Source organism: Enterobacter sp. 04-C-12-SI-ECC (genome assembly GCF_047530715.1).
Classification (GTDB): domain Bacteria; phylum Pseudomonadota; class Gammaproteobacteria; order Enterobacterales; family Enterobacteriaceae; genus Enterobacter; species Enterobacter bugandensis.
The window spans coordinates 60,400-86,522 of the sequence record NZ_JBLKDI010000010.1 but is presented as its reverse complement, the minus strand read 5'-3'; the positions used below and the strand labels follow the sequence as shown (position 1 = coordinate 86,522).

Here is a 26,123-nt window from a genome sequence, read left to right as displayed (position 1 = left end):
GTTTTACACAAACTGACATTTCGGATACCGCCGATTAATTACTTCGTAACAGCGATAAAGGACTGCAGCTGTGCCTCGCTCTGCAAACGCTGCTGCAGGGATGCCGCCTGCGACTTGCTGGCAAACGGCCCCATCTGAATACGCCAGACCGCGCCGTTTTGCTCAACGCGTCCTGGCACGCCAAACTGCTGGCTTAGACGCTGCTGATACTGCTGGGCACGGGCCCGATCGCTCACTGCGCCCACCTGGACGACAAAGCCGCCGCTGGCTGCTGCGGGAGCGGCAACGGCTGCGCTCTGGGTCGTGACCGGAGCCGTTACCGGGGCAGGCTGCTGCACGACGGGGGCGGCAACAGGGGCTGGCGTCGGCTCACTGCTCTCCAGCACGCCCGAGGCTAAGTTCGTTGGTGCGCCAAGGAAGCCGCTGCTTTTTACCGGTGCGCCAGTGGCATCATCGCTTTGCAGGGTGTCATTGCTGATTGGGCGTATTTCTCCCGCCGGCTGAGAAGGCTCTGCCGGCGAGGAGACGCTTCCCATGCCGCCGTCCAGATTTGGGCGGTCGGGGAGGGCATAGGTCTGTTTCGCCACCGTGGTACACGCGGTTCCCGGCCCGGAGAGCGAACCATCCTGCGCCACGATAATTGGGTCAATGCGAACTTTGGTGTTGTTCGAGGTATTCAGGCGATCGGCAGACGCGCGGGACAGGGAAATCACCCGGTCATTACCGTACGGGCCGCGGTCGTTAATACGCACGACGATCATACGGCCGTTCGCCAGGTTGGTGATACGGGCGTAGCTAGGGATAGGTAGCGTCGGGTGCGCTGCAGTCAACTGCATTGGGTCAAATGTTTCACCCGATGCCGTCAGGTTACTGCCCGGCTCAGCATCATAAATGGCGGCAAAGCCAGCCTGGCTAAAGCGGGACGGATCCTGCACAATTTTGTAGCTTTTGCCGTCGCGCTCGTAATCCTGATTCGCGCTGGCATTCAGCGGTTCATAAACGGGATCGGCACCGCTAATTTCAACGATTGGGCCATTACACACCGCAGGCTGCGGCGGCGCGACGGTTGCCTGTTGCTGACCATCATCACTTGTACAGGCCGCAAGTAAACTTGCCGCAATGCAGATACCCAGCCACTGCTTACGCATTCCGATCCCCTTATTTTTATACGCTTTTTGACAACATTTTTCTGTGGGTGTGGATCGACATCACGATACCAAACCCGGCCATCAACACGATCAGTGCCGAGCCTCCGTAACTCACCAGCGGCAGCGGTACGCCTACCACCGGCAGAATACCACTCACCATACCAATATTTACGAAGACATAAACGAATAAAATCAACATCAGTCCGCCTGCCATGACGCGGCCGAAGGTGGTCTGCGCGCGGGCCGCAATCCACAAACCTCGCATGATGAGCAGCACGTAGAGCGCCAGCAGGATCAGGATGCCAACCAGTCCCAGCTCTTCCGCCAGTACCGCAAAGATAAAGTCGGTGTGGCGCTCCGGTAAAAACTCCAGCTGCGACTGGGTACCGTGCAGCCAGCCTTTACCGCGCAGGCCGCCGGAGCCAATCGCAATCTTGGACTGAATAATATGATAGCCCGCACCGAGCGGATCGGTTTCCGGATCCAGAAGCATCATGACGCGCTGGCGCTGGTAGTCATGCATCAGGAAGAACCACAGGATAGGGATAAACGCTGCAACCAGCACCACCGCGATACCAATCAGACGCCAGCTTAAGCCCGACAGGAACAGGACAAACAGGCCGGAGAGGGCGATAAGGATCGAGGTGCCGAGGTCAGGCTGCGCCGCAACCAGCAGTGTCGGCAGGAATATCAGCACCAGGGCGATAGCGGTATTTTTCAGCGACGGCGGACAGACGTCGCGGTTGATAAAGCGCGCCACCATCAGCGGGACTGCGATTTTGGCAATCTCCGAGGGCTGGAAACGGACTACGCCCAGATCCAGCCAGCGCTGTGCCCCTTTTGAGATGGCACCGAACGCATCTACCGCCACCAGCAAAATAATACAGAAGATGTAGAGATAGGGCGCCCAGCCTTCATAGACGCGCGGCGGGATCTGCGCCATTACCACCATAATGACCAGACCCATCGCGATCTGGCCGATCTTGCGTTCCATCATGCCGATGTCCTGGCCGCTGGCGCTCCAGATAACCAGGGCGCTGTAAACCAGCAGGGCCAGCAGGATCAGCAGCATGGCTGGGTCGATGTGAATTTTATCCCACAGCGATTTTTTATTTGGATTATCCGTCATGATTATTGGTCCTCCGCCGCAGCGGCGGCCGGATTTTCAGCCGGCAGTTCGGTGTTGTTATCACCCAGCATAATGTGGTCCAGGATCTGGCGCATGATGGTCCCTACCGCCGGTCCAGCGCCGCCGTTCTCCAGAATCATTGCCACCGCCACCTGCGGGTTATCATAAGGGGCAAACGCCGTCATCAGCTTATGGTCACGCAGACGTTCGGCAATGCGGTGTGCGTTATAGGTTTCATTGGCTTTCAGGCCAAAGACCTGCGCCGTACCGGATTTCGCGGCCACTTTATATGGCGTACCGGCGAAATACTTGTGCGCGGTTCCGTTAGGACGGTTTGCCACACCGTACATACCGTCTTTCGCTATTTCCCAGAAGCCGGAATGGATGTCGCCTACCGGCGCTTCATGGGGCTGCACCCACGGCACTTTTTTGCCATCTTCAACGGTGCTTTGCAGCAGATGCGGAACTTTCACCACGCCGTCGTTAATGAGGATCATCATCGCTTTGTTCATCTGAAGCGGGGTGGCCGTCCAGTAACCCTGGCCGATACCCACCGGTATGGTATCACCCTGATACCACGGCTTCTTAAAGCGCTTCAGCTTCCACTCACGGGTTGGCATGTTGCCGGAGCGCTCTTCAGCCAGATCCACGCCGGTGTAGTGCCCGTAGCCGAATTTGCTCATCCACTCTGACAGGCGGTCAATGCCCATGTCATACGCCACCTGATAGAAGAAGGTATCCGCAGATTCTTCCAGAGATTTCGTAACGTTCAGATGGCCGTGGCCCCATTTCTTCCAGTCGCGATAGCGTTTTTCAGAGCCCGGTAGCTGCCACCAGCCCGGGTCAAACAGGCTGGTATTACGGTTGATGACGCCCGCGCTCAGCGCTGAGACCGCCACGTACGGTTTAACCGTTGATGCCGGTGGGTAAACGCCTTGCGTGGCGCGGTTCACCAGCGGGGTGTTAGGGTCATTCAGCAGGCCGGAGTAGTCTTTGCTGGAGATGCCGTCAACAAAGAGGTTCGGGTCATAGCTTGGCATGGAAACCATCGCCAGAATGCCGCCGGTGCGCGGGTCGGTGACTACCACGGCGGCGCGGCTGCCCGCCAGCAGGGTTTCAATATACTGCTGCAGTTTGAGATCGAGCGTCAGATAGACGTCGTGCCCCGCCTGAGGCGGCACTTCTTTAAGCTGGCGGATGACGCGGCCACGGTTGTTAACCTCAACTTCTTCATAGCCGGTCTGCCCGTGCAGGACATCTTCGTAGTAGCGCTCGATCCCCAGCTTGCCGATATCATGCGTCGCGGCGTAGTTTGCCAGCTTGCCGTCTTTATCGAGGCGCTCGACGTCTTTATCGTTAATCTTGGAAACGTAGCCAATCACATGCGTCAGCGCGGATCCGTAAGGATAGTAGCGACGCTTGTAACCCTTCACTTCCACACCGGGGAAGCGGTACTGGTTCACCGCAAAACGGGCGACCTGGACTTCCGTCAGATTGGTTTTAACCGGAATGGAGGTGAAACGGTGAGAGCGGGCGCGCTCTTTTTTGAAGGCCGCGATATCATCATCGTTAAGATCGACAACGCTCCTTAGCGCTTCCAGCGTATTCTGCACGTTATCGACCTTCTCCGGCATCATCTCGACTTGATAGATGGTGCGGTTTAACGCCAGAGGGGTGCCGTTACGGTCGTAGATAATGCCGCGGCTGGGTGCGATAGGCACCAGCTTAATGCGGTTTTCGTTAGAACGCGTCTGGTAATCGGTAAAGCGGACAATTTGCAGATTATAAAGGTTGGCGATCAGCACGCCGGTAAGCAGCAAAATCCCCGTAAAGGCGACCAGCGCCCGGCGCACAAACAGCGCGGACTCAGCCGTATAGTCGCGAAAAGAATTCTGTAGTTTCATCCGCTGCTTAATCTACCCTGGTCAGTCATTACTCGCGGTGATAGGGGTGGTTGGTAGTAATGCTCCACGCGCGATACAAGCTTTCCGCCACCAGGACCCGCACGAGCGGGTGGGGCAGCGTCAGCGCAGAGAGAGACCAACTTTGTTCTGCTGCAGCTTTGCAGGCGGGGGATAACCCTTCAGGTCCGCCAATCAACAGACTGACGTCGCGGCCATCCTGCTTCCAGCGCTCCAGTTCATGCGCCAGCTGCGGCGTATCCCAGGGTTTACCTGGAATATCAAGGGTGACGATGCGGTTCTTGCCTGCGGCAGCAAGCATCAGTTCACCCTCTTTGTCGAGAATACGTTTGATATCCGCGTTCTTACCGCGCTTCCCGGCGGGGATCTCCACCAGTTCGAACGGCATATCTTTGGGAAAACGACGCAGATATTCAGTAAAACCGGTTTGTACCCAGTCCGGCATTTTGGTGCCGACGGCGACCAGCTGCAACTTCACGCATTAACCCCAGAGTTTTTCCAGCTCATACAGGCGACGGCTCTCTTCCTGCATGACGTGGACAATCACATCGCCGAGATCCACAACCACCCAGTCAGCGGTCGCTTCACCTTCAACGCCAAGCGGTAAGAGTCCTGCTGCGCGCGATTCCTGAACCACATGGTCGGCAATCGAAACAACATGACGCGTAGAGGTACCGGTGCAGATAATCATGCAGTCGGTAATACTGGATTTACCCTTAACGTCGATAGCGATGATGTCCTGACCTTTCAGGTCATCAATTTTGTCGATAACAAAATCCTGGAGTGCTTTACCCTGCAAGTTTTCCCCCTGGGTGAATGAGATTGTACAACTATGAATTCGTGGCCAGACAGTATACCTGAACTGACGCCCCTGTCGGGACAAATGTCACCGTCCGGGCTTTTGAAGGCGGGTATCATCCCACCCTCCGCCTGAGATTGCATCGCCATTTTTGTAAAACAATTTCTGTAAAGCAACGATCGGCGGGAAAGTCTGGCAGCGGAGGATAACAGTATGGCTTAACCTGTCAAGGCAGGATAATCAATATGCTGCTTTTTATGCCCTCCGGCTATTTATCTGCGGTTTTCTGATACAACCCGTGCGTATGAATATACGCCAGCACCGGGGCAGGCAGCAGATCGTCACAGGCTAAACCCTGCTGTAAACGTTCGCGAATAACGGTCGCAGAGATGTCGAACCACGGCGTCTCCGCCAGATAAATCTTCCCGGCGGGCTGGTTGTGAAGATCTTCAACGTTATCGGTGAGATGGTCTTCAAGCCACTGCTGATATTGCGCTTCGCGCATGGTCAGCGGGTAGCCCGGACGGCGGCAGACGAGCAGGTGGCTATTCCCCAGAATGGTTTCATACTTGTGCCACGTGGGGAAATTGAGCAGGGAGTCCTGACCGATGATAAAGGCGAGCGGCTGGTCAGGCCCTTGCTCGGCCCGCCACTCCTGCAGCGTTTGCGACGTCCACGAGGGGGTGTCGCGACGCAATTCCCGTTCATCCAGCCTGAAGAGCGGCTTATCCGCGATAGCCAGAGCGAGCATCTCTTTGCGCTGCTCGCTGGTTGCTTCAGGCTGGGGGCGGTGCGGCGGAACATTATTGGGCATGATGGTAACGCGCTGCAGGCCGATCAGATTTGCCAGACTTTCTACCGGCTTTAGATGCCCGTAGTGTACCGGGTCAAAGGTGCCGCCATACAGGGCCTGTAAAGAGTGCATACTATCCATCAATAAATACGTCAGCCAGTGCCTTGTGGCAGAGCAGCAGGGAAAGGCTTTCCAGCTCCGCCCACACCGACTGGCCGTAATCTTGTTTTAGGGTAAGCTCGGCGCGCATCAGAAGCTGCACAGCCTGGCGCAGCTGTTCATGGCTCAGGCGGTTGATGGCCTCGGTGGTCATTGCCCGCCGGTTTTGCCACACCCGGTGTTTATCAAACAGGGAGCGTAACGGCGTATGGGCCGACTGGCGCTTGAGCGTTATCAGCAGCAACAGTTCGCGCTGCAGCGTGCGCAGCAGGATGACGGGTTCACTGCCCTCCAGGCGCAGCTGCTGGAGAATATGCAGGGCGCGTTTGCTTTTCGCCGACAACAGAGCATCCACCCAGTGGAACGGCGTGAAGTGTGCGGCATCGTTAACGGCCTGCTCAACGCGCGGTAAGGTCAGCTTGCCGTCCGGCCAGAGCAGGGAGAGCCTGTCCAGCGCCTGTGCCAGGGCCAGCAGGTTGCCTTCATAGCAGTAGCAGAGCAGTTGGTTCGCCGCATCGTCCAGTTGAAGGTTGTGCTGCTTCGCTCTCGCGGCGACCCATTTAGGCAGGTGCGCCTGCTCAGGCGTCTGGCAGGTGACCAGCACCGCGTGGGTCGCGAGCTGGGTGAACCATGCCGCGTTTTCCTGCGCTTTGGTGAGCTTGCTTCCGCGCACAATTAACAGCAGATCGCTATGTAACAGGCTGACCAGCGTGGCGAGTTGCTCATTGATGGCCGCGTTAGGGCCGTTCTCCGGCAGCAGGATCTGGATTGTCTGGCGCGAGGCAAAAAGGCTCATCGCCTGACAGAGTGAGAAGAGGGCGTTCCAGTCGGTGGCGTTATCCACCTGAACGGTATGGTGTTCATCAAAGCCCTGAGCCGCGGCCGCATGCCGCACGGCATCCAGGCTTTCCTGAAGTAGTAACGGGTCGTTTCCGAGCAGCAGATACGCCGCGCGCAGCCCTTCATTGAGCTGCGCGCGGAGTTGTTCAGGATACAGCCTGATCATCATTTACCCAGAGAGGTAGAAACAGGAGGCGTACTGGCATCCGGTTTTTCAATAATATCAGAGCCTTCTCGGTTAGACGCTGCAATACCCGGCAGTTTGCGGATCAGCTGTTCCGCCGCCTTGTCGTACATTTCGTTGATGATAATCTGCTGTTCGGCATCTTTTGCCAGCGCGGTTTGCGGGTTATCAAAGAACGAACGATACACTTTTGCGCTGATCGGATAGATGTCTTTACCCGGGATCAGCACAGCCGCGTTGACCGACAGCACCATCTGATATTCAGCCGTGCGGCCGTCCTGGAAGATGGACGCTGTATCCTGGCTCAGCGTCATTCCCAGTACGCGCAGAGACGGTACGTCCTGGCGCAGCGTACCTTTCTCAATAAGCTCAACGCCGTTCAGGCGCAGCTGATTACGAATGGCCCGGCTGAGCGGTCCGTTTGGATCCCCGGAATCAAAGATCATTGTTTTCATCTCAGCAGGCACCGCCGTGGTATTGCGCAGGTGCCAGCCACAGCCAGCGGTGACAAGCACCGCCAGAGATAAGAGTATTGTTGCCAGTTGTCGCACGTTTCCTCCCGCGCTTAGCCAACGACCAGATTGAGCAGTTTACCCGGTACGTAGATCGCTTTACGTAAGGTAACGCCCTCAAGATATTTCGCAACCAGAGGTTCCTGGCCCGCGCGCTCGCGAACCTGATCTTCAGTTGCATCGACCGCCACGGTAATTTTACCACGGACTTTACCGTTGACCTGGACCACCACCAGCGTGGTGTTTTCCACCATCGCTGCTTCGTCAGCTACCGGCCACGGCGCGTTGTCGATATCGCCTTCGCCTTTCAGCTCCTGCCACAGGGTGAAGCTGACGTGTGGCGTGAACGGGTTAAGCATGCGAACCACGGCTAGCAGCGCTTCACGCATGATGGCACGATCCTGCTCGCCGTCCTGCGGGGCTTTCGCCAGCTTGTTCATCAGTTCCATAATAGCCGCAATTGCGGTATTGAAGGTCTGACGACGACCAATATCATCGGTCACTTTCGCGATCGTTTTATGAACATCACGACGCAGCGCCTGCTGATCTTCGCTCAGCGCAGCGGCGTTCAGTGCCGGAGCATCACCCTGTGCGGTATGTTCGTACACCAGCTTCCAGACGCGTTTCAGGAAGCGGTTCGCGCCTTCTACGCCGGATTCCTGCCACTCAAGGGTCATATCAGCCGGAGAAGCAAACATCATGAACAGACGTACGGTGTCCGCGCCGTAACGCTCAACCATCACCTGCGGGTCGATACCGTTGTTTTTAGACTTGGACATCTTGCTCATGCCGGTATAAACCAGTTCATGGCCTTCAGCGTCTGTCGCCTTCACGATACGGCCTTTCTCGTCGCGCTCAACGATCGCATCAACCGGAGAAACCCAGTTACGCTCTCCGTTCGCGCCAACGTAGTAGAAGGCGTCTGCCAGCACCATACCCTGGCACAGCAGCTGTTTAGCAGGCTCGTCAGAGTTCACCATGCCGGCATCGCGCATCAGCTTATGGAAAAAGCGGAAGTAGAGCAGATGCATGATGGCGTGTTCGATACCACCAATATAGATATCTACCGGCAGCCAGTAGTTGGCGGCGTCAGAATCCAGCATGCCTTCTTTGTACTGCGGGCAGGTGTAGCGCGCGTAGTACCAGGAGGACTCCATAAAGGTATCGAAGGTGTCGGTTTCACGCAGCGCAGGCTGGCCGTTAACGGTGGTTTTGGCCCACTCAGGATCGGCTTTGATCGGGCTGGTGATGCCGTCCATAACCACGTCTTCCGGCAGGATCACGGGCAGCTGATCTTCAGGCGTTGGCATGACGGTGCCGTCTTCCAGGGTCACCATTGGAATTGGCGCACCCCAGTAACGCTGACGGGACACGCCCCAGTCGCGCAGACGGAAGTTCACTTTACGCTCGCCCACGCCCAGTGAGGCCAGCTTATCGGCGATGGCGTTGAAGCCCTCTTCGAAGCTGAGGCCGCTGAACTCACCGGAGTTGAACAGGGTGCCTTTTTCGGTCAACGCCTGCTCGGACAGGTCAGGTTCAGAACCATCGGCGGCCAGAATAACGGCTTTAATCGGCAGGTTGTATTTGGTGGCAAACTCGTAGTCGCGCTGATCGTGACCCGGAACGGCCATGACTGCACCAGTACCGTACTCCATCAGAACGAAGTTTGCAGCCCAGACCGGGATCGCTTCGCCCGTCAGCGGGTGCTTAGCATAGAAGCCCGTCGAAACGCCTTTTTTCTCCATCGTCGCCATGTCGGCTTCGGCCACTTTCGTGTTGCGGCATTCGTCGATGAAGGTCGCCAGTTCCGGGTTGTTCTCTGCCGCTTTCTGCGCCAGCGGGTGACCTGCGGCCACGGCCAGATAGGTCGCACCCATGAAGGTGTCCGGACGGGTGGTGTAGACGGTCAGGGTCTGGTCGTAGTTCTCAACGTTGAAGGTAATTTCCACGCCTTCAGAACGGCCGATCCAGTTGCGCTGCATGGTCTTAACGGTGTCAGGCCAGTGATCCAGCGTATCCAGATCGTTCAGCAGTTCGTCAGCGTAAGCGGTGATTTTAATAAACCACTGTGGGATCTCTTTACGCTCTACTTTGGTGTCGCAGCGCCAGCAGCAGCCGTCGATAACCTGCTCGTTCGCCAGAACGGTCTGGTCATTCGGGCACCAGTTAACGGCAGAGGTCTTCTTGTACACCAGGCCTTTTTTGTACAGCTCGGTGAAGAACTTCTGCTCCCAGCGGTAGTATTCTGGGGTACAGGTCGCCAGCTCGCGGCTCCAGTCATAGCCGAAGCCCAGCATTTTGAGCTGGTTTTTCATGTACGCGATGTTGTCGTACGTCCACGGTGCCGGAGCGGTATTGTTTTTTACCGCTGCGCCTTCTGCAGGCAGGCCGAACGCATCCCAGCCGATTGGCTGCAGAACGTTTTTGCCGAGCATGCGCTGGTAACGGGCGATCACATCACCGATGGTGTAGTTACGCACGTGGCCCATGTGTAGTCGACCAGAAGGATAGGGAAGCATCGACAGGCAGTAATACTTCTCTTTGCTCTCGTCTTCGGTTACTTCAAAGGTGCGCTTCTCGTCCCAGTGTTGCTGGACTTTTGATTCTATCTCTTCCGGGCGGTATTGCTCTTGCATGGCAGCCAGTGGTCCTGTGTTCAATACAGCTACAAAAATGTAGCCAATGGATGTGGTAATTCAGATCCGCATAGCATAGCCCAAACGCCCGCGTCAAAACAGCCTTTCGCGCAATTGCACTTTGCAGGAATTTACCGGGTCTGTGCTTCACCTGACAAAGCGGCGGCGAAATAAGGTCTATTATTAGAAATAGTTACTTACCCGGGAGGCAAAATGATGAACAAGGTTGCTCAATTTTACCGCGAACTGGTGGCGACACTGACGGAACGGCTGCGTAACGGCGAGCGCGATATTGACGCGCTGGTCGAACAGGCGCGTGAACGGGTGACGCAAACGGGTGAGTTAACGCGAACCGAAGTGGAAGAGGTGACGCGCGCCGTACGCCGCGATCTGGAAGAGTTCGCGCGCAGCTACGAAGAGAGCCAGGATGAGATCGCCGACAGCGTCTTTATGCGGGTGATCAAAGAGAGCCTGTGGCAGGAGCTGGCGGATATTACCGATAAAACCCAGCTGGAGTGGCGCGAGGTGTTCCAGGATTTAAATCATCACGGCGTGTACCAGAGCGGTGAAGTGGTGGGGCTGGGGAATCTGGTGTGCGAGAAGTGCCATCACCATATTGCGGTATATACGCCGGATGTGTTGCCGCTGTGCCCGAAGTGCGGGCACGATCAGTTCCAGCGTCGCCCGTTTGAGCCATAAGTAAAAGCGCAGTTTAGTTCCCTCTCCCCGTGGGAGAGGGCCAGGGTGAGGGCGTCAGGCCGCACAATAGTAAGCAAGTCTTTCCGCCAGCAAATCCACAAACGCCTCCCGGTCGATATCCACCATCAGCGTCGTATTCGGTTTATTCCCCGTCAGCGAATAGTAATCCACCACCGTCATCCCCTGGGTATATTTCCCCTGCGTCTCCACGCCAACCCATCTGTCCACCGTGGTAAACATTTCAGGCTTCAGCAGCCAGGCGATGGTGCACGGGTCATGCAGCGGCGCGCCGTGAAAGCCCCATTTCTCGGCTTTGTGGTACTCCATAAAGAAGTCGAGCAGCTCGGCTACGGTTGTCGCAACCGGGTTGCCCACGGCGCGGAAGCGCTCAATATCGTCTGCCATAATCTGTGCCCGATGCGTCACGTCCAGCCCCGCCATCACAATCGGCAGGCCCGACTGGAAGACGATCTCCGCCGCTTCCGGATCAACAAAGATGTTGAATTCGGCCGCAGGCGTCCAGTTCCCCAGCCCCATTGATCCGCCCATGATGACGATACGGGCGATGTTACTGTGCAGTTCAGGATGGCTGTTCAGCAGGAGCGCAACGTTGGTCTGGGGGCCGGTCGCCACCAGGGTGACGGGTTCTGCACTTTCACGCAGCACCTTCGCCATCAGCTCCACGGCGGTGCAGTTTTGCGGTGCAAAGCCCGGCTCCGGCAGCGCCGGGCCATCCAGCCCGCTTTCACCGTGAACGTTGTCGGCAATGATCAGCTCGCGCATCAGCGGCTTAACGGCGCCGCCTGCGACAGGAATATCGGTGCGTTTCAGCAGCGTCAGCATTCGTAAAACGTTGCGCAGGGTTTTGTCCGGCGTCTGATTTCCGGCGGACGAGGTGACCGCTTTCACGTCCAGTTCAGGGGAGGCAAGCGCGAGGACGAGCGCGATCGCGTCATCATGACCCGGATCGCAGTCGAGAATTATAGGGTGTGCCATAGCGTTCTCCATTCTTAGCATTATTTTGTGACAAGGTTAACGCTGCGATGTGACGCCGAATAGAAAAAGAGATCTAAAGCGTGAAGCAGTGCGCAATCCGCAGATTGCGCACCGAGAAGATTAGTGCAGGATTTTCGCGAGGAAATCTTTCGCGCGTTCGGATTTCGGGTTGGCGAAGAACTCTTCTTTCGGTGAGTCTTCGACAATTTTCCCTTCGTCCATGAAGATCACGCGGTTGGCCACTTTACGGGCGAAGCCCATTTCGTGCGTCACCACCATCATGGTCATCCCTTCGTGCGCCAGCTCGACCATCACGTCCAGCACTTCGTTGATCATTTCAGGATCGAGCGCTGATGTGGGCTCATCGAACAGCATCGCCACCGGATCCATGCACAGTGCGCGCGCAATCGCCACACGCTGCTGCTGGCCGCCGGAAAGCTGTGCCGGGAACTTATCGGCATGTGCAGAAAGCCCCACGCGCTCCAGAAGCTTGAGCCCCTTTTCGCGCGACGCTTTTTTATCACGCTTGAGCACTTTGACCTGAGCCAGCGTCAGGTTCTCAATAATGGACAGATGAGGGAACAGCTCAAAATGCTGGAACACCATGCCGACGTGAGAGCGAAGCTGGGCCAGGTTGGTTTTCTTGTCGTTCACTTTCGTGCCGTTAACAACAATTTCGCCCTGCTGCACAGGCTCCAGACCATTAACCGTTTTGATCAGCGTAGACTTACCGGAACCGGACGGCCCGCACACCACCACCACATCGCCTTTTTTGACTTCGGTGGAGCAGTCGGTCAGCACCTGAAAGTGCCCATACCATTTAGAAACATTTTTCAGGGAAATCATTATACCGTCCTTTTCTTCAGCCAGCTGACCAACAGCGACGCGCTTAAACTAATCACAAAATAGACCGCACCCGCGAAGAGCACCATCTCGACCTGCGTACCATCACGTTCACCTATGGTCGACGCGGTACGGAAGAAGTCCGCCAGACTCAGAACGTAAACCAGAGAGGTATCCTGGAACAGCACGATACCCTGGGTCAGCAGGAGCGGAACCATGGCGCGAAACGCCTGAGGCAGAATGATGAGCTGCATGGACTGCCAGTGCGTCATTCCCAGCGCCAGCGCGGCGCTGGACTGCCCACGGGAGATGCTCTGGATACCCGCACGGATAATCTCTGAATAGTAAGCGGCCTCAAACATCGAGAACGCCACCATTGCAGAGATCAGGCGGATGTCGGTTTTCGGCGACAGTCCCAGCACATTCTGTAAGAAGCCTGGAACAATCAGGTAAAACCACAGCAGCACCATCACCAGCGGGATGGAGCGGAAGACGTTAACGTAGGCAGTCGCAAACCAAGCGAGCGGCTTAAAGCTCGACAGGCGCATGACGGCCAGCAGGGTGCCCCAGACGATACCCACGACGATAGCGATCGCGGTGATCTTTAGGGTAATCACCAGGCCATCGAGCAGGTAAGGCATGGATGGAACAATAGAACTCCAGTCAAATTCGTACATTATTTGCCTCCCAGATTGCCCGGCAGGCGTACTTTGCGTTCAACCAGGTTCATCACCAGCATGATGAAAGCGTTAATCAGAACATACGCGAGCGTGATCGCGGTGAAGGATTCCCACGCGTGAGCGGAGTAATCCAGCAGCTTGCCCGCCTGTGCAGCCATATCCACCAGGCCGATGGTTGAGGCGATGGCCGAGTTTTTCACCAGGTTCATCATCTCAGAGGTCATCGGTGGAACGATAACGCGGTAGGCGTTAGGCAGCAGCACGTAGCGGTAGGTTTGTGGCAGGGTCAGGCCCATCGCCAGGCCCGCATTTTTTTGTCCGCGTGGCAATGACTGAATGGCGGCACGCACCTGCTCGCAAACGCGCGCAGCGGTAAACAGCCCCAGACACATCATGGAGGAGACAAAGAACTGCACGTTCGGATCCAGCTCCGACTTGAACCACATGCCAATATTTTCCGGCAGCAGTTCCGGGATGACCAGATACCAGGTAAAGAACTGCACGATGAGCGGAACGTTACGGAACAGTTCCACATACAGTGTGCCAATTGTTGAAAGAAAACGGTTAGGGACGGTGCGCAGAATACCGAACAGCGAACCGACAAGAAACGCGATGATCCACGCCGTTATCGATAATGCCACGGTAACCTGAAAGCCGCTCCACAGCCAGCCAAGATAGGTGGTGTTGCCGAACGGGGCTTGTTGCAGGAAGATGCCCCAGTTCCAGTCTATTGACATAATAAACTCCAGAAAAAAGAGGGTAGCAGCGCTACCCTCGAAGATTGGTGAGAAGCTCTTTTTTCGCGCTGAGTGGGGAACGACCACTCAGCGTATATGTCTGTCCATGCTTCCCGACAATCGAGAGGGCAGGAGATCCCGCCCCTGTTGTTCTAATTAGTTAAGAGCCTTGTCATTTGGAGATTTGAACAGCGCTTTCATGTCGTCAGACAGTTCAAAGTTCATATTGAGATTTTTTGGTGGAATCGGGTTCTTAAACCACTTGTCGAACCATTTTTCCGCTTCGCCGGAGGTCTGCACCTGGGCGATAGTGTCATCGATCAGCTTTTTGAACTGCGGATCGTCTTTACGCAGCATACAGCCGTAGGCTTCTTTGGACTGCGCGGTACCGACGATATCCCAGTTGTCTGGTTTCTTCGCCTTCGCACGTTCGCCCGCCAGCAGGGCGTCATCCATCATAAACGCGACGGCACGACCGCTTTCCAGCGTACGGAAGGAGTCGCCATGGTCTTTCGCGCTGATGATGCGCATATCCATTTTCTTCTCGTCGTTCAGCTTGTGCAGCAGGACTTCAGAAGTGGTACCGGAGGTCACAACGACCGCTTTGCCTTTCAGGTCCGCAAAATCTTTGATTGCGCCGCCCTTCTTGGTCAGCAGACGGGTGCCCACGACAAAGATGGTGTCAGAGAAGGCCGCCTGTTTTTGACGCTCCAGATTGTTGGTGGTGGAACCACACTCGAAGTCAAAGGTGCCGTTTTGCAGCAGCGGAATACGGTTCTGTGAAGTGATTGGGATCAGCTTCACCTGCAGGTCAGGTTTGTTCAGCTTTTTCTTCACAGCTTCAACGATAGCGTTGGAGTAATCCTGTGAATAGCCCACGACTTTTTGCGTGTTGTCGTAGTAAGAGAACGGGACGGAAGATTCACGGTGGCCGACCACGATGACGCCGTTTTTGGCAATCTTGTCGAGAGTGCTGCCTGCTGCCGGAGCGTCTTCAGCGTGAACCACGCCTGCGGACATTCCCATAACCAGCATTGCTGTGGCCAGTTTACGTAATTGCATACCCAACTCCTTTCTTATCAGCGCCAGTGACGCATAGATACCCATTGTGATGTTGTTATATCTCGCGCAATGCGAGTGCAGTGTTATGCAAGCTTGTTAACATTTAGTCTGGCTTAATGTAAAGATTTTGCTGCGTTATTGTTTATTTTTGCGAAGCGCGCCGCACCATTCAGAGGCAATAATCTCCCGTTGCACCGTTTCGGTGCTAGCGACGATCTACACTGGTGCGACAAGGTTGCACGTTAAGCCAGACAGCGTTTACGTGAATAAATAAAGCAACAGGCGTGCCAGAATTGAAGATTGGGAGGAAATTGCCGGGTAAGGCGCAGCCGCCACCCGGCATCAGAAGGCAAGATTATTTATGACGCTGACGCAGGCTCATCAGCACGGCGCCAAAGCCGAACAGCGCGGTCAGGATCCACAGCGGCCAGTTGCCGGTGCGGGCGTACGGCGTCAGGCCCGTGGTTGGCGTGACTTTGGTTGTCAGCACTTCACGGGTGAACTGCGGGATCATGGCCTGGATTTCGCCCTGCGGGCCAATCACGGCGGTGATGCCGTTATTGGTGCTACGCAGCAGCGGACGCGCCAGCTCCAGAGAACGCATGCGCGCCATCTGGAAGTGCTGCCACGGGCCGATTGATTTACCGAACCACGCATCGTTGGAGATGGTCAGCAGATAGTCGGTGTCCGGGCGGAAGTTATCGCGCACCTGCTCGCCGAGGATGATTTCGTAGCAGATGGCGGCCGTCAGGGCCAGACCGTGCGCGTGAAGCTGGGGCTGAACGTACGGACCGCGGCTGAAGGAGGACATCGGCAGGTCAAAGAACGGTGCCAGCGGACGCAAAATAGACTCCAGCGGCACAAATTCACCGAACGGCACGAGGTGGTTCTTGTTGTACCGGTCGGTGGAGTGGTAGCTGTATTCGCTGTCTTTGCCGAGCGTAATAATGGTGTTGTAGGTGTCGTAGCGGTTCTGCTGATTCAGACGCGCATCAACAATGCCGGTAATCAGGGTGCTGCCACGCGCTACCAGCAGATCGTTCATCATGTTGAGGAACGGCTGCTGGTTAATTTCCAGATCGGGAATAGCGGATTCTGGCCAGATAATCAGCTGCGATTTGCCCATCACCTCTTCGGTGGCGTTGGCGTAGATCTTCAGCGTGTTCAGCAACTCTTTTTCGTCCCACTTCATGGACTGCGGGATATTCCCCTGCACCATGGAAACCTGCATGGCGCGCTCGGGCTCGGGCGTGAACCACTGGATATAGCGCAGCGGGAAGGGCAGAGCGAACAGCACCATCGCCACAGCCAGCGGCTTCCAGCCGCGCGTGACCAGCGCCAGCACCAGCAGGCCGCTTACCACCATCAGCAGGAAGTTAATGGCTTCAACGCCCATTACCGGTGCCAGACCTTTCATCGGGCCGTCAATCTGGCTGTAGCCGAACTGCAGCCACGGGAAGCCGGTCAGCACCCAGCCGCGGAGGAACTCGGTAATCTGCCAGACCACCGGCGCGGCAATGGCGACACGCAGCCAGGTGGTTTTAGGCCACAGGCGAGAGAGAATTCCGGCGAACAGACCGGTATAGAGCGAGAGATAGGCGGCGAGCAGGACGACCAGGAAGACGTTAACCGGCCCCGGCATCCCGCCAAACTGTGCGATGCTGACGTAGACCCAGTTAATGCCGGAGCCAAATAGCCCCAGCCCCCAGAAGTAGCCGATCGCAGCGGCCTGTACCGGACGACGATTCAGGGTTAACCCCTGAAGCCCCATCAGGGAGAGAATGGCCGCGGGCCAGATATCGTAAGGAGAAAAAGCCAGCGTACCGCTGGCTCCGAGTAACAGCGCCAGCAGCAAACGGACGCGCTGGCGTTCAAGCAATGGGGCAAATGCCATTTACATTAATCTTCCAGTTTTGGCACCGGTGAATCGTCCGGCGTTCTGACGTGAACCTGTATAATACGTCGGCTGTCGGCCATTGCCACTTTGAACTGGTAACCGTCGATGTCAACGGTCTCACCGCGCGCCGGAAGATGGCCAAAGGCCTGCATCACCAGCCCGCCAATGGTATCGACCTCTTCATCGCTGAAGTGGGTACCGAAGGCGTCGTTGAAATCTTCAATCGAGGCCAGCGCGCGCACGGTCCAGGTGTGGCGACTAAGCTGACGGAAGTCGATATCTTCTTCTTCGTCGTACTCGTCTTCGATTTCGCCCACGATCAGCTCAAGAATATCTTCGATCGTGACAAGACCTGAGACACCGCCGAATTCATCAATAACAATCGCCATGTGGTAACGCTGAGAGCGAAACTCTTTCAGCATTCGATCCACACGTTTACTTTCCGGCACGACCACGGCCTGGCGTAACACTTTTTCCATGCTGAAGGCTTCGGCATCGCTGCGCATAAACGGCAGCAGATCTTTGGCCATCAAAATCCCTTCGATGTGATCTTTATCTTCGCTGATGACCGGGAAACGCGAGTGGGCGGATTCGATGATCACATCAAGGCACTCGTCCAGCGTCTGGTTACGTTTCAGGGTGATCATCTGCGAGCGGGGGATCATGATGTCGCGGACGCGCTGGTCGGCAATGTCCATGACCCCTTCGAGCATTTCGCGCGTATCTTCGTCGATAAGGTCGTTCTGCCCGGAATCACGAATCAGCTCCAGCAGTTCATCACGGTTTTTCGGCTCGCCGTGGAAAAGCTGGTTCAGAATGAGGGAGAAAAATCCCTTTTTACTGGTTGTCGTGTCGCTACTGTGTGAATTGTCGTCGCTCATGGCGTTTGTTAAGGGTTCTCTTGTTAGTTCAACGTTAACCGCCGCGCTATGTCCCTGCGCGGCGGCATGGTAGTCAGTAACTGACTATTCTTTCTCGGCAATGTACGGATCCTCATAGCCCAGAGCAAGCATTATCTCTGTCTCAAGGGACTCCATCTCTTCCGCTTCGTCATCTTCAATGTGGTCGTAGCCCAGCAGGTGCAGGCTGCCGTGTACCACCATATGCGCCCAGTGGGCTTCCAGCGGTTTCTGCTGCTCTTTGGCTTCCTGCTCAACCACCTGACGGCAGATGATCAGATCGCCCAGCAGCGGCATCTCAATACCCGGCGGCGCTTCGAACGGAAAAGAGAGCACGTTGGTTGGCTTATCTTTCCCGCGGTAGGTCAGGTTAAGCTCATGGCTTTCAGCTTCATCCACCAGGCGAATCGTGACTTCTGATTCTTCCTGAAACTGGGGGATTACCGCATCCAGCCATTTCTGAAACTGTGCCTCTTCTGGCATGCCGGAATTGTCTTCACATGCCAGCTGTAAATCGAGGATCACCTGACTCATTTCTGTTCTTGCTCCTGCGCTTCGCGCTTACGTTCTGCGGCCTGTTCGGCCCTGCGTTTGTGATCCGCCTCTTCCCAGGCTTCATAGGCGTTAACGATGCGCGCGACCACCGGGTGGCGAACGACGTCTTCACTGTGGAAGAAGTTAAAGCTAATTTCGTCTACCTCTGACAGCACCTCAATGGCGTGGCGCAGGCCTGATTTAGTGCTGCGCGGCAGGTCGATCTGGGTGACGTCACCGGTGATCACCGCTTTCGAGTTGAAGCCGATACGCGTCAGGAACATTTTCATCTGTTCGATGGTGGTGTTCTGGCTTTCATCGAGAATGATGAACGCGTCGTTGAGCGTGCGGCCGCGCATGTAGGCGAGCGGGGCCACTTCGATCACGTTACGTTCGATCAGCTTCTCCACTTTCTCGAAGCCGAGCATTTCAAACAGCGCGTCGTACAGCGGGCGCAAATAGGGGTCCACTTTCTGACTCAAATCGCCCGGCAGGAAGCCGAGTTTTTCACCCGCTTCAACGGCAGGACGGGTCAGCAGGATGCGACGGATCTCCTGACGCTCCAGCGCATCCACCGCAGCGGCAACCGCCAGATAGGTTTTACCCGTCCCCGCCGGACCCACGCCGAAGGTGATGTCATGGTCAAGAATGTTGGCGATGTACTGCGCCTGGTTCGGCGTACGCGGCTTGATGACGCCACGCTTGGTCTTGATATTGATCGCCTTGCCGTAGTCCGGCACGCTTTCCGCGCTCTGCTCAAGCACGCGGGCCTCTTTAATGGCGAGGTGAATTTGTTCCGGTTCGATGTCCTGAATCTCGCCACGCATCGGGGCGGTATCGACATACAGGCTGCGCAGAATATCTGCTGCCGCATTGACGCAGATAGGGCGTCCGGTGAGTTTGAAATGGTTATCGCGACGATTGATTTCGATACCCAGACGTCGCTCCAGTTGTTTGATGTTGTCATCAAACGGCCCGCACAGGCTCAGCAGGCGAGCGTTGTCTGCGGGCTCAAGGCTAATTTCACGCGTATCTATGTTCAAACTGTTCCTCTTTAAATGGTTAACTGACCCGCTGCCACACGGCGCAATAGAACGGTCATTACCGAAATTATTCACGCCACAGAATAAAGGCGCAAGCGTTGCGGTAGATATTGGGGGTGATGAGAGGAAATACAAGGCCTGCCGAAGAGGCAGGCCTGAAGGATCAAGGCTGGTAAATCCCAACGCCAGAATCGTTTTCTTTGCGGGTACGAGAAATAACGGATTCCGGTGACTCGGCAATACGCAGGCCCATTTCGTCCTCGGTGCGTACCACCTTCGCGCGCAGCGAGTTGGTCAGCACTTCGACAATTTCGACGTCCACAAATTTACCGATCATGTCCGGGGTGCCTTCGAAGTTCACCACGCGGTTGTTCTCGGTACGACCAGAGAGCTCCATAATGCTCTTACGGGAGGTGCCTTCCACCAGAATGCGCTGGACGGTGCCGAGCATGCGGCGGCTCCAGGCGTTGGCCTGCTGGTTGATGCGTTCCTGAAGAATATACAGACGCTGCTTTTTCTCTTCTTCCGGCACGTCATCAACCATGTCGGCCGCAGGCGTGCCAGGACGCGCTGAGAAGATGAAGCTGTAACTGACGTCAAAGTTCACTTCACCGATGAGCTTCATGGTGCGCTCGAAGTCATCAGCGGTTTCGCCTGGGAAGCCGACGATAAAGTCAGAGCTAATCTGGATATCCGGACGCGCTTCACGCAGCTTGCGGATGGTGGATTTATATTCCAGCACCGTATGCGGGCGGCCCATCAGGTTCAGCACGCGGTCAGAGCCGCACTGAATCGGCAGGTGCAGGAAGCTCACCAGCTCTGGCGTATCGCGATAGACGTCAATAATGTCGTCGGTAAACTCCATCGGATGGCTGGTGGTAAAGCGAATACGGTCAATGCCGTCAATCGCGGCTACCAGGCGCAGCAGTTCGGCAAAGCTGCCGGTGGTGCCGTCGTAGTTCTCGCCACGCCAGGCGTTAACGTTCTGGCCCAGCAGGTTCACTTCGCGAACGCCCTGCGCGGCAAGCTGGGCAATTTCAAACAGAATGTCGTCCGCAGGGCGGCTGACCTCTTCACCGCGGGTGTAAGGCACCACGCAGTAGGTACAGTATTTGTTGCAGCCTTCCATGATCGAGACGAAGGCGGTCGGGCCATCGGCGCGCGGCTCTGGCAGACGGTCAAATTTCTCGATCTCCGGGAAGCTGACGTCAACGACCGGACTACGGTTACCGCGAACCTGATTGATCATCTCCGGCAGGCGGTGCAGGGTCTGAGGACCAAAGACGATATCCACATACGGGGCTCTCTGACGGATCAGCTTACCTTCCTGCGACGCGACGCAGCCACCGACGCCAATGATCAGGTCCGGATTTTTCCGTTTGAGAAGCTTCCAGCGGCCTAACACATGAAAGACTTTTTCCTGTGCTTTTTCACGAATTGAACAGGTGTTCAGCAGCAGCACATCGGCTTCTTTCGCATTTTCAGTCAGCTGGTATCCGTGGGTGGTATCCAGCAGATCGGCCATCTTGGATGAATCGTATTCGTTCATCTGACAGCCCCAGGTTTTTATATGGAGTTTTTTAGTCATCGACTTGCTCAGCTCAGGATTGCAAGCCGCGTATTGTAATGCTTTGGTGGGGTTGTGACCAGTATGAAGGTTGTGTGTCTCAGGACCGCAAAAATCCGGTAAACTTAAGGGATTCTCCAATAAGGAAAATTGACCATGACACTCCAACACACCGAAGTTGCCGTTGTCGGCGGCGGTATGGTCGGCGGCGCGCTGGCGCTGGGGCTGGCGCAGCAGGGATTTGATGTAACCGTTATTGAACAGGCGGCTCCCCCGGCATTCGATCCCGCCAGCAAACCGGACGTGCGCATTTCCGCCATCAGCGCGGCGTCCGTCGATCTGCTGCGCGGCCTGGGCGTCTGGGAGGCGGTGCAGGCGATGCGCGCACACCCTTACAGCCGTCTTGAAACCTGGGAGTGGGAAAATGCCCACGTGTCGTTTGACGCCGCCGAGCTGAAGCTGCCGCGCCTGGGCTATATGGTGGAAAACAACGTGCTCCAGCTGGCGCTCTGGCAGGCGCTGGAGGCACATCCGAAGGTGACGCTGCGTATGCCTGCGTCACTTAAGACACTGCATCCTCATGAAAGCGGCTATTTGCTGACGCTCGACAGCGGCGATGAACTGGCCGTGAAGCTGGTCGTCGGGGCCGATGGCGCTAACTCGCAGGTCAGGGAGATGGCGGGTATTGGGGTTCATGCCTGGCAATATCAGCAATCCTGCATGTTAATCACCGTTCAGTGTGAGAATGCGCCGGGCGAAAGCACCTGGCAGCACTTTACGCCGAACGGCCCGCATGCATTCTTGCCGCTGTTTGATAACTGGGCTTCGCTGGTGTGGTACGACAAACCGGCGCGCATTCGCCAGCTGCAGGGGCTGTCGATGGAGCAGTTGCAGCGCGAGATCCTGCTTCACTTCCCGAGCCGCCTTGGCAACGTGACGCCAGTCACCGCAGGTGCATTCCCGCTCACGCGCCGTCATGCTTTACAGTATGCCCGAGAAGGGCTGGCGCTGGTGGGCGATGCGGCACACACCATCCACCCTCTGGCGGGGCAGGGAGTCAACCTTGGATACCGTGACGTCGATGCGTTACTGGACGTTCTGGGCAACGCACGCGCTCACGCGGAAGCCTGGGCCAGCCATCAGGTACTGAAGCGCTACCAGACGCGCCGTATGGCGGATAACTTCATCATGCAGTCAGGGATGGATCTGTTCTATGCCGGTTTCAGCAATGACCTGGCCCCGGTGCGCATTCTGCGTAACATTGGCTTAATGGCGGCAGAGCGTGCCGGTGGGCTGAAGCGTCAGGCGCTGAAATACGCCCTCGGACTCTAATCTTAATTCCCTCTCCCCGTGGGAGAGGGGCAGGGGGAGGGCATCAGGCCGCACTATTCTGAGCAACAAAAACAAAAAAGCCCGCAGAGCGGGCTTGTTTGTTTTAAGTGGCTGGGGTGCAGGGATTCGAACCCCGGAATGCTGGTATCAGAAACCAGAGCCTTACCGCTTGGCGACACCCCAATTGCGTTAAACAGACTGCTTAACGACTTTTAAATTGGCTGGGGTACGAGGATTCGAACCTCGGAATGCCGGAATCAGAATCCGGTGCCTTACCGCTTGGCGATACCCCAACAATTTTTTATTACCGAAAAAAATCGATAATCTTAATTTGGTGGCTACGACGGGATTCGAACCTGTGACCCCATCATTATGAGTGATGTGCTCTAACCAACTGAGCTACGTAGCCAGTACTGCAGTCTTCGATGGCTGGGGTACCTGGATTCGAACCAGGGAATGCCGGTATCAAAAACCGGTGCCTTACCGCTTGGCGATACCCCAATACCGCGGAGAACCGCAAAATCGAAGAAATATGGCTGGGGTACCTGGATTCGAACCAGGGAATGCCGGTATCAAAAACCGGTGCCTTACCGCTTGGCGATACCCCATCCGTGCAACGCTTACCCGGGAATGGTGCGGGAGGCGAGACTTGAACTCGCACACCTTGCGGCGCCAGAACCTAAATCTGGTGCGTCTACCAATTTCGCCACTCCCGCAAAAAGATGGTGGCTACGACGGGATTCGAACCTGTGACCCCATCATTATGAGTGATGTGCTCTAACCAACTGAGCTACGTAGCCATCTTTTTTTCGCGTTACCTTATCGGCGTTGCGGGGCGCATTATGCGTATAGACCCTTGCAGCGTCAACACCTTTTTCAACGAAAATAGCCGGAATGTGACTGTTTGGTTAGGTTGCGAACAGCGTGGCCGAATATTCGGCAATTATTGGTTATTAATCGGTTTTTGGTGGTGAAATGTGAGGCAAAAAAAACAGGCCCCTGAGGGGCCTGTTTGAAATCGTTGTGATTATTTGTAGGCGGACTGGTGAACGCCTACCGCACGCCCCGATGGATCGTTCATCGCCTTGAAAGATTCATCCCATTCAATGGCTTTTGCAGATGAACAGGCCACTGACGGACCGCCAGGAACACACTCGGCAGCGCTCGGCACCGGGAACAGCTCTTCAAAGATCTCACGGTAGAGGTACGCTTCTTTCGAGCCCGGCGTGTTGTACGGGAAGCGGAAGCTTGCGGTTTCCAGCTGCTGGTCAGAAATCTGCTTCGCCGCCACCTCTTTCAGGGTGTCGATCCAGCTGTAGCCAACGCCATCAGAAAACTGCTCTTTCTGACGCCATGCCACGCTCGCCGGCAGGTAGGATTCAAAACATTCGCGCAGGATATGTTTTTCCATCTTGCCGTTGCCGCACATCTTGTCCTGCGGGTTGATACGCATCGCCACGTCGAGGAATTTCTTATCCAGGAACGGTACGCGCGCTTCCACGCCCCAGGCCGACATCGCTTTGTTGGCGCGTGCGCAGTCAAACATGTGCAGCGCCTGGAGTTTACGCACGGTCTCTTCGTGCAGCTCTTTGGCGTTTGGCGCTTTGTGGAAGTACAGGTAGCCACCAAACACTTCGTCAGAACCTTCACCGGAGAGCACCATCTTGATGCCCATCGCCTTGATCTTGCGCGACATCAGGTACATCGGCGTGGAGGCGCGAATGGTGGTTACGTCATAGGTTTCAATGTGATAGATCACATCGCGGATCGCGTCCAGGCCTTCCTGCACGGTGAAGTGAATTTCGTGGTGAACGGTGCCGAGGTGGTTTGCCACTTCCTGCGCGGCTTTCAGATCCGGTGCCCCTTCCAGGCCCACGGCAAAGGAGTGCAGCTGCGGCCACCAGGCCTCGGAGCGCTCCTGATCTTCCACGCGACGAGCCGCGAATTTCTTGGTGATCGCGGAGATCACGGAGGAGTCCAGACCGCCGGAGAGCAGTACGCCGTAAGGCACGTCTGACATCAGGTGGCTTTTCACGGAATCTTCCAGCGCCTGACGCAGCTCGGCTTTATCCGTCACGTTGTCTTTCACCGCGTCATAGTCAAACCAGTCGCGCTGGTAGTACGAACGGATTTCACCGTCTTTACTCCACAGATAGCTGCCCGCCGGGAACTCTTTGATGGTGCGGCAGACCGGCACCAGGGCTTTCATTTCGGACGCGACATAGAAGTTGCCGTGTTCATCGTGCCCCATGTACAGCGGGATAATACCGATATGGTCACGGCCAATCAGGTAAGCGTCTTTTTCGCTGTCGTACAGCGCGAAGGCAAACATGCCTTGCAGCTCGTCGAGGAACTCCGGGCCTTTCTCCTGATACAGCGCCAGGATCACTTCACAGTCAGAGCCGGTCTGGAAGGCGTAGCGGTCGCCGTACTCGGCGCGCAGCGCCTGATGGTTATAAATTTCACCGTTGACAGCCAGCGCGTGCGTTTTTTTCTCGTTATACAGCGGCTGTGCACCGGCGTTGACGTCAACAATCGACAGGCGTTCGTGAGCCAGAATCGCTTTGTCGCTGGCGTAAACGCCTGACCAGTCCGGGCCGCGATGGCGCATCAGGCGGGACAATTCGAGTGCTTTTTTACGCAGTTCGCCCGCGTCAGTTTTAATATCCAGTACGCCAAAAATTGAACACATAACCTTCTCCGTTAACCCTGTTGCATTGTGATGTTGCTTGCTTATGAAAATGCCGCAAAAGGGGGGAGGGGCGCAAGGGTTTTACGGGCCAAAACGGAAAAAGTGCAATAGTGATTGCGGAATAGTGAAAAAAGAGTACGTCACACATCCTTTTATTGATGATTATGCAATGAAAATGGTTTTTTGTTAGATGGTGTTTTGTTTGTATAAGCTGAAAATGAAAAACCACGCCCTGGGACGTGGTTCAGAATCAAATAACGTCGATTTCGTCGACAGAGGGGTAAATCCAGCTTGGTCGGAAGGGCATCGTATCGATGTCATCAAGCTGCGAGACGCCAGAAAGTACCAGGATGGTTTCAAGCCCCGCCTGGAAGCCAGCCAGAATATCGGTGCGCAGGTTGTCGCCAACAATGACGGTTTCTTCTGAGTGTGCCTGCATCGTATTCAGCGCGGCGCGGATGATCCACGGGCTCGGTTTGCCGACAACAAAAGGCTTACGGCCCGAGATTTTTTCAATACCGGCGCACAGCGCGCCGCAGGCCGGATAGAAACCACGGCCGTGCGTATCCGGGTTGGTGGCAATAAAGCGCGCACCGTTGGCGACAAAGTAGGCTGCTTTATGCATCATCTCCCAGTTAAAGGAACGCGTTTCTCCCACGATCACAAAGTCCGGGTTCACATCGGTAATGGTAAAGCCTGTTTTATACAGCTCGTGGATCAGCGCGCCTTCACCGACCACGTAGGCTTTTTTTCCTTCCTGACGCTTCAGGAAATCCGCCGTTGCCATTGCGGAGGTATAAAACACGCTGTCCGGCACGTTGACGCCTGCGGTGGCAAAGCGGTTCGCCAGATCCTGACCGGTTTGGGAAGGGTAGTTCGTGAGTAGAACCAATGGCATTCCTTTGTCGATGATGCGGTGAAGAAACTCCGCAGCACCCGGCACGGCAACGTTGTCGTGCATCAGCACGCCGTCGATATCACAAATTACATTCTTAATGGTCATGGACATTCCGACATCAA

At 55.9% G+C, this 26,123-nt stretch carries 23 protein-coding genes and 7 tRNA genes; 2 read left to right on the top strand and 28 right to left on the bottom strand.

The features are described 5' to 3' along the window. Positions 1–38 precede the first annotated feature (38 nt). From rlpA to leuS, 9 genes are all read right to left on the bottom strand, one after another. Positions 39–1,148 carry an endolytic peptidoglycan transglycosylase RlpA gene (gene rlpA / locus ACMWL8_RS14610; RefSeq protein ID WP_028012337.1) on the bottom strand — a complete coding sequence of 370 codons (1,110 nt, stop codon included), beginning with the start codon at positions 1,146–1,148 and terminating at the stop codon, positions 39–41. A gap of 16 nt (positions 1,149–1,164) precedes the next feature. Beyond that, complete coding sequence (gene mrdB, locus ACMWL8_RS14605; protein ID WP_013097590.1) at positions 1,165–2,277, bottom strand: peptidoglycan glycosyltransferase MrdB; 1,113 nt, start codon at positions 2,275–2,277, stop codon at positions 1,165–1,167. 2 nt (positions 2,278–2,279) lie between these two features. Further along, positions 2,280–4,181, bottom strand: coding sequence for a peptidoglycan DD-transpeptidase MrdA (gene mrdA, locus ACMWL8_RS14600; protein ID WP_028012338.1), 1,902 nt, complete (start codon positions 4,179–4,181; stop codon positions 2,280–2,282). 28 nt (positions 4,182–4,209) lie between these two features. Beyond that, complete coding sequence (rlmH, locus tag ACMWL8_RS14595; RefSeq protein ID WP_003858701.1) at positions 4,210–4,677, bottom strand: 23S rRNA (pseudouridine(1915)-N(3))-methyltransferase RlmH; 468 nt, start codon at positions 4,675–4,677, stop codon at positions 4,210–4,212. 3 nt (positions 4,678–4,680) lie between these two features. Then, entirely contained in the window at positions 4,681–4,998 is a 318-nt protein-coding gene (gene rsfS / locus ACMWL8_RS14590; protein ID WP_003858696.1) for a ribosome silencing factor, read from the bottom strand. Between the two features lie 268 nt (positions 4,999–5,266). Continuing rightward, positions 5,267–5,932, bottom strand: coding sequence for a nicotinate-nucleotide adenylyltransferase (nadD, locus tag ACMWL8_RS14585; protein ID WP_045261013.1), 666 nt, complete (start codon positions 5,930–5,932; stop codon positions 5,267–5,269). Further along, the gene (gene holA, locus ACMWL8_RS14580; RefSeq protein ID WP_028012340.1) at positions 5,925–6,956 is read right to left on the bottom strand and encodes a DNA polymerase III subunit delta; all 1,032 of its coding nucleotides are present in this window, start codon (positions 6,954–6,956) and stop codon (positions 5,925–5,927) included. The genes nadD and holA overlap by 8 nt, the downstream gene beginning before the upstream one ends. Beyond that, entirely contained in the window at positions 6,956–7,525 is a 570-nt protein-coding gene (lptE, locus tag ACMWL8_RS14575) for an LPS assembly lipoprotein LptE (protein WP_045261012.1), read from the bottom strand. The genes holA and lptE overlap by 1 nt, the downstream gene beginning before the upstream one ends. Positions 7,526–7,539: 14 nt before the next feature. After that, complete coding sequence (gene leuS / locus ACMWL8_RS14570) at positions 7,540–10,122, bottom strand: leucine--tRNA ligase (protein ID WP_052683005.1); 2,583 nt, start codon at positions 10,120–10,122, stop codon at positions 7,540–7,542. Between the two features lie 216 nt (positions 10,123–10,338). On the opposite strand from leuS, the gene ACMWL8_RS14565 reads away from it, so the two are divergent. Further along, entirely contained in the window at positions 10,339–10,821 is a 483-nt protein-coding gene (locus tag ACMWL8_RS14565; RefSeq protein ID WP_028012343.1) for a zinc ribbon-containing protein, read from the top strand. Between the two features lie 54 nt (positions 10,822–10,875). On the opposite strand, the gene rihA is transcribed toward ACMWL8_RS14565, so the two are convergent. From rihA to miaB, 10 genes are all read right to left on the bottom strand, one after another. Beyond that, positions 10,876–11,817, bottom strand: a complete 942-nt coding sequence (gene rihA, locus ACMWL8_RS14560; protein WP_045261010.1) for a pyrimidine-specific ribonucleoside hydrolase RihA — start codon at positions 11,815–11,817, stop codon at positions 10,876–10,878. A 120-nt stretch (positions 11,818–11,937) separates the two neighbouring features. Beyond that, positions 11,938–12,663: an amino acid ABC transporter ATP-binding protein gene (locus ACMWL8_RS14555; protein WP_014883001.1), complete on the bottom strand. Its 726-nt coding sequence runs from the start codon at positions 12,661–12,663 to the stop codon at positions 11,938–11,940. Continuing rightward, positions 12,663–13,337, bottom strand: a complete 675-nt coding sequence (gltK, locus tag ACMWL8_RS14550) for a glutamate/aspartate ABC transporter permease GltK (protein ID WP_028012346.1) — start codon at positions 13,335–13,337, stop codon at positions 12,663–12,665. The genes ACMWL8_RS14555 and gltK overlap by 1 nt, the downstream gene beginning before the upstream one ends. After that, the gene (locus tag ACMWL8_RS14545; RefSeq protein WP_028012347.1) at positions 13,337–14,077 is read right to left on the bottom strand and encodes an amino acid ABC transporter permease; all 741 of its coding nucleotides are present in this window, start codon (positions 14,075–14,077) and stop codon (positions 13,337–13,339) included. Before ACMWL8_RS14545 ends, gltK begins: the two co-directional genes overlap by 1 nt. 156 nt (positions 14,078–14,233) lie before the next feature. Then, entirely contained in the window at positions 14,234–15,139 is a 906-nt protein-coding gene (locus ACMWL8_RS14540) for an amino acid ABC transporter substrate-binding protein (protein WP_014831086.1), read from the bottom strand. A gap of 355 nt (positions 15,140–15,494) precedes the next feature. Next, positions 15,495–17,033 (bottom strand): apolipoprotein N-acyltransferase, encoded by a 1,539-nt coding sequence (gene lnt, locus ACMWL8_RS14535; protein WP_028012348.1) that lies wholly within the window; start codon positions 17,031–17,033, stop codon positions 15,495–15,497. A 5-nt stretch (positions 17,034–17,038) separates the two neighbouring features. After that, complete coding sequence (gene corC, locus ACMWL8_RS14530) at positions 17,039–17,917, bottom strand: CNNM family magnesium/cobalt transport protein CorC (RefSeq protein WP_021242574.1); 879 nt, start codon at positions 17,915–17,917, stop codon at positions 17,039–17,041. Positions 17,918–18,001: 84 nt separating this feature from the next. Beyond that, positions 18,002–18,469 (bottom strand): rRNA maturation RNase YbeY, encoded by a 468-nt coding sequence (gene ybeY, locus ACMWL8_RS14525; RefSeq protein WP_003858677.1) that lies wholly within the window; start codon positions 18,467–18,469, stop codon positions 18,002–18,004. Further along, positions 18,466–19,512, bottom strand: coding sequence for a PhoH family protein (locus ACMWL8_RS14520; protein ID WP_045261009.1), 1,047 nt, complete (start codon positions 19,510–19,512; stop codon positions 18,466–18,468). Before ACMWL8_RS14520 ends, ybeY begins: the two co-directional genes overlap by 4 nt. A 163-nt stretch (positions 19,513–19,675) precedes the next feature. After that, a complete protein-coding gene (miaB, locus tag ACMWL8_RS14515) occupies positions 19,676–21,100 on the bottom strand; it encodes a tRNA (N6-isopentenyl adenosine(37)-C2)-methylthiotransferase MiaB (protein ID WP_028012350.1) in 1,425 nt (474 codons plus the stop codon). 135 nt (positions 21,101–21,235) lie between these two features. On the opposite strand from miaB, the gene ubiF reads away from it, so the two are divergent. Then, complete coding sequence (gene ubiF / locus ACMWL8_RS14510) at positions 21,236–22,411, top strand: 3-demethoxyubiquinol 3-hydroxylase (protein ID WP_028012351.1); 1,176 nt, start codon at positions 21,236–21,238, stop codon at positions 22,409–22,411. Positions 22,412–22,519: 108 nt separating this feature from the next. Here ubiF and ACMWL8_RS14505 read toward each other — a convergent pair. The 9 genes from ACMWL8_RS14505 to nagD form a co-directional block, all read right to left on the bottom strand. Further along, positions 22,520–22,594 (bottom strand) — tRNA-Gln (locus tag ACMWL8_RS14505). Between the two features lie 35 nt (positions 22,595–22,629). After that, positions 22,630–22,704: transfer RNA gene (locus ACMWL8_RS14500), tRNA-Gln, on the bottom strand. A 39-nt stretch (positions 22,705–22,743) separates the two neighbouring features. After that, positions 22,744–22,820, bottom strand: a tRNA-Met gene (locus tag ACMWL8_RS14495). A gap of 17 nt (positions 22,821–22,837) precedes the next feature. Next, positions 22,838–22,912, bottom strand: a tRNA-Gln gene (locus ACMWL8_RS14490). 32 nt (positions 22,913–22,944) lie between these two features. Further along, positions 22,945–23,019, bottom strand: a tRNA-Gln gene (locus tag ACMWL8_RS14485). Between the two features lie 23 nt (positions 23,020–23,042). Next, a tRNA-Leu gene (locus tag ACMWL8_RS14480) sits at positions 23,043–23,127 on the bottom strand. Between the two features lie 7 nt (positions 23,128–23,134). Then, positions 23,135–23,211 (bottom strand) — tRNA-Met (locus ACMWL8_RS14475). 227 nt (positions 23,212–23,438) lie between these two features. Continuing rightward, positions 23,439–25,103 (bottom strand): asparagine synthase B, encoded by a 1,665-nt coding sequence (gene asnB, locus ACMWL8_RS14470; protein WP_045261094.1) that lies wholly within the window; start codon positions 25,101–25,103, stop codon positions 23,439–23,441. Positions 25,104–25,353: 250 nt separating this feature from the next. Beyond that, complete coding sequence (gene nagD / locus ACMWL8_RS14465; RefSeq protein ID WP_045261093.1) at positions 25,354–26,106, bottom strand: ribonucleotide monophosphatase NagD; 753 nt, start codon at positions 26,104–26,106, stop codon at positions 25,354–25,356. Positions 26,107–26,123 lie beyond the last annotated feature (17 nt).

Bases quoted from the DNA above. Each gene is read 5' to 3' on its own strand.
- ACMWL8_RS14540 (WP_014831086.1), bottom strand. From the start codon at position 15,139: ATGCAATTACGTAAACTGGCCACAGCAATGCTGGTTATGGGAATGTCC.
- nadD (WP_045261013.1), bottom strand. From the start codon at position 5,932: ATGGATAGTATGCACTCTTTACAGGCCCTGTATGGCGGCACCTTTGAC.
- ACMWL8_RS14545 (WP_028012347.1), bottom strand. From the start codon at position 14,077: ATGTCAATAGACTGGAACTGGGGCATCTTCCTGCAACAAGCCCCGTTC.
- holA (WP_028012340.1), bottom strand. From the start codon at position 6,956: ATGATCAGGCTGTATCCTGAACAACTCCGCGCGCAGCTCAATGAAGGG.
- miaB (WP_028012350.1), bottom strand. From the start codon at position 21,100: ATGACTAAAAAACTCCATATAAAAACCTGGGGCTGTCAGATGAACGAA.
- rihA (WP_045261010.1), bottom strand. From the start codon at position 11,817: ATGGCACACCCTATAATTCTCGACTGCGATCCGGGTCATGATGACGCG.
- nagD (WP_045261093.1), bottom strand. From the start codon at position 26,106: ATGACCATTAAGAATGTAATTTGTGATATCGACGGCGTGCTGATGCAC.
- ubiF (WP_028012351.1), top strand. From the start codon at position 21,236: ATGACACTCCAACACACCGAAGTTGCCGTTGTCGGCGGCGGTATGGTC.
- corC (WP_021242574.1), bottom strand. From the start codon at position 17,917: ATGAGCGACGACAATTCACACAGTAGCGACACGACAACCAGTAAAAAG.
- asnB (WP_045261094.1), bottom strand. From the start codon at position 25,103: ATGTGTTCAATTTTTGGCGTACTGGATATTAAAACTGACGCGGGCGAA.
- mrdB (WP_013097590.1), bottom strand. From the start codon at position 2,277: ATGACGGATAATCCAAATAAAAAATCGCTGTGGGATAAAATTCACATC.
- leuS (WP_052683005.1), bottom strand. From the start codon at position 10,122: ATGCAAGAGCAATACCGCCCGGAAGAGATAGAATCAAAAGTCCAGCAA.
- lnt (WP_028012348.1), bottom strand. From the start codon at position 17,033: ATGGCATTTGCCCCATTGCTTGAACGCCAGCGCGTCCGTTTGCTGCTG.
- ACMWL8_RS14565 (WP_028012343.1), top strand. From the start codon at position 10,339: ATGAACAAGGTTGCTCAATTTTACCGCGAACTGGTGGCGACACTGACG.
- gltK (WP_028012346.1), bottom strand. From the start codon at position 13,337: ATGTACGAATTTGACTGGAGTTCTATTGTTCCATCCATGCCTTACCTG.
- ybeY (WP_003858677.1), bottom strand. From the start codon at position 18,469: ATGAGTCAGGTGATCCTCGATTTACAGCTGGCATGTGAAGACAATTCC.
- ACMWL8_RS14555 (WP_014883001.1), bottom strand. From the start codon at position 12,663: ATGATTTCCCTGAAAAATGTTTCTAAATGGTATGGGCACTTTCAGGTG.
- rlpA (WP_028012337.1), bottom strand. From the start codon at position 1,148: ATGCGTAAGCAGTGGCTGGGTATCTGCATTGCGGCAAGTTTACTTGCG.
- mrdA (WP_028012338.1), bottom strand. From the start codon at position 4,181: ATGAAACTACAGAATTCTTTTCGCGACTATACGGCTGAGTCCGCGCTG.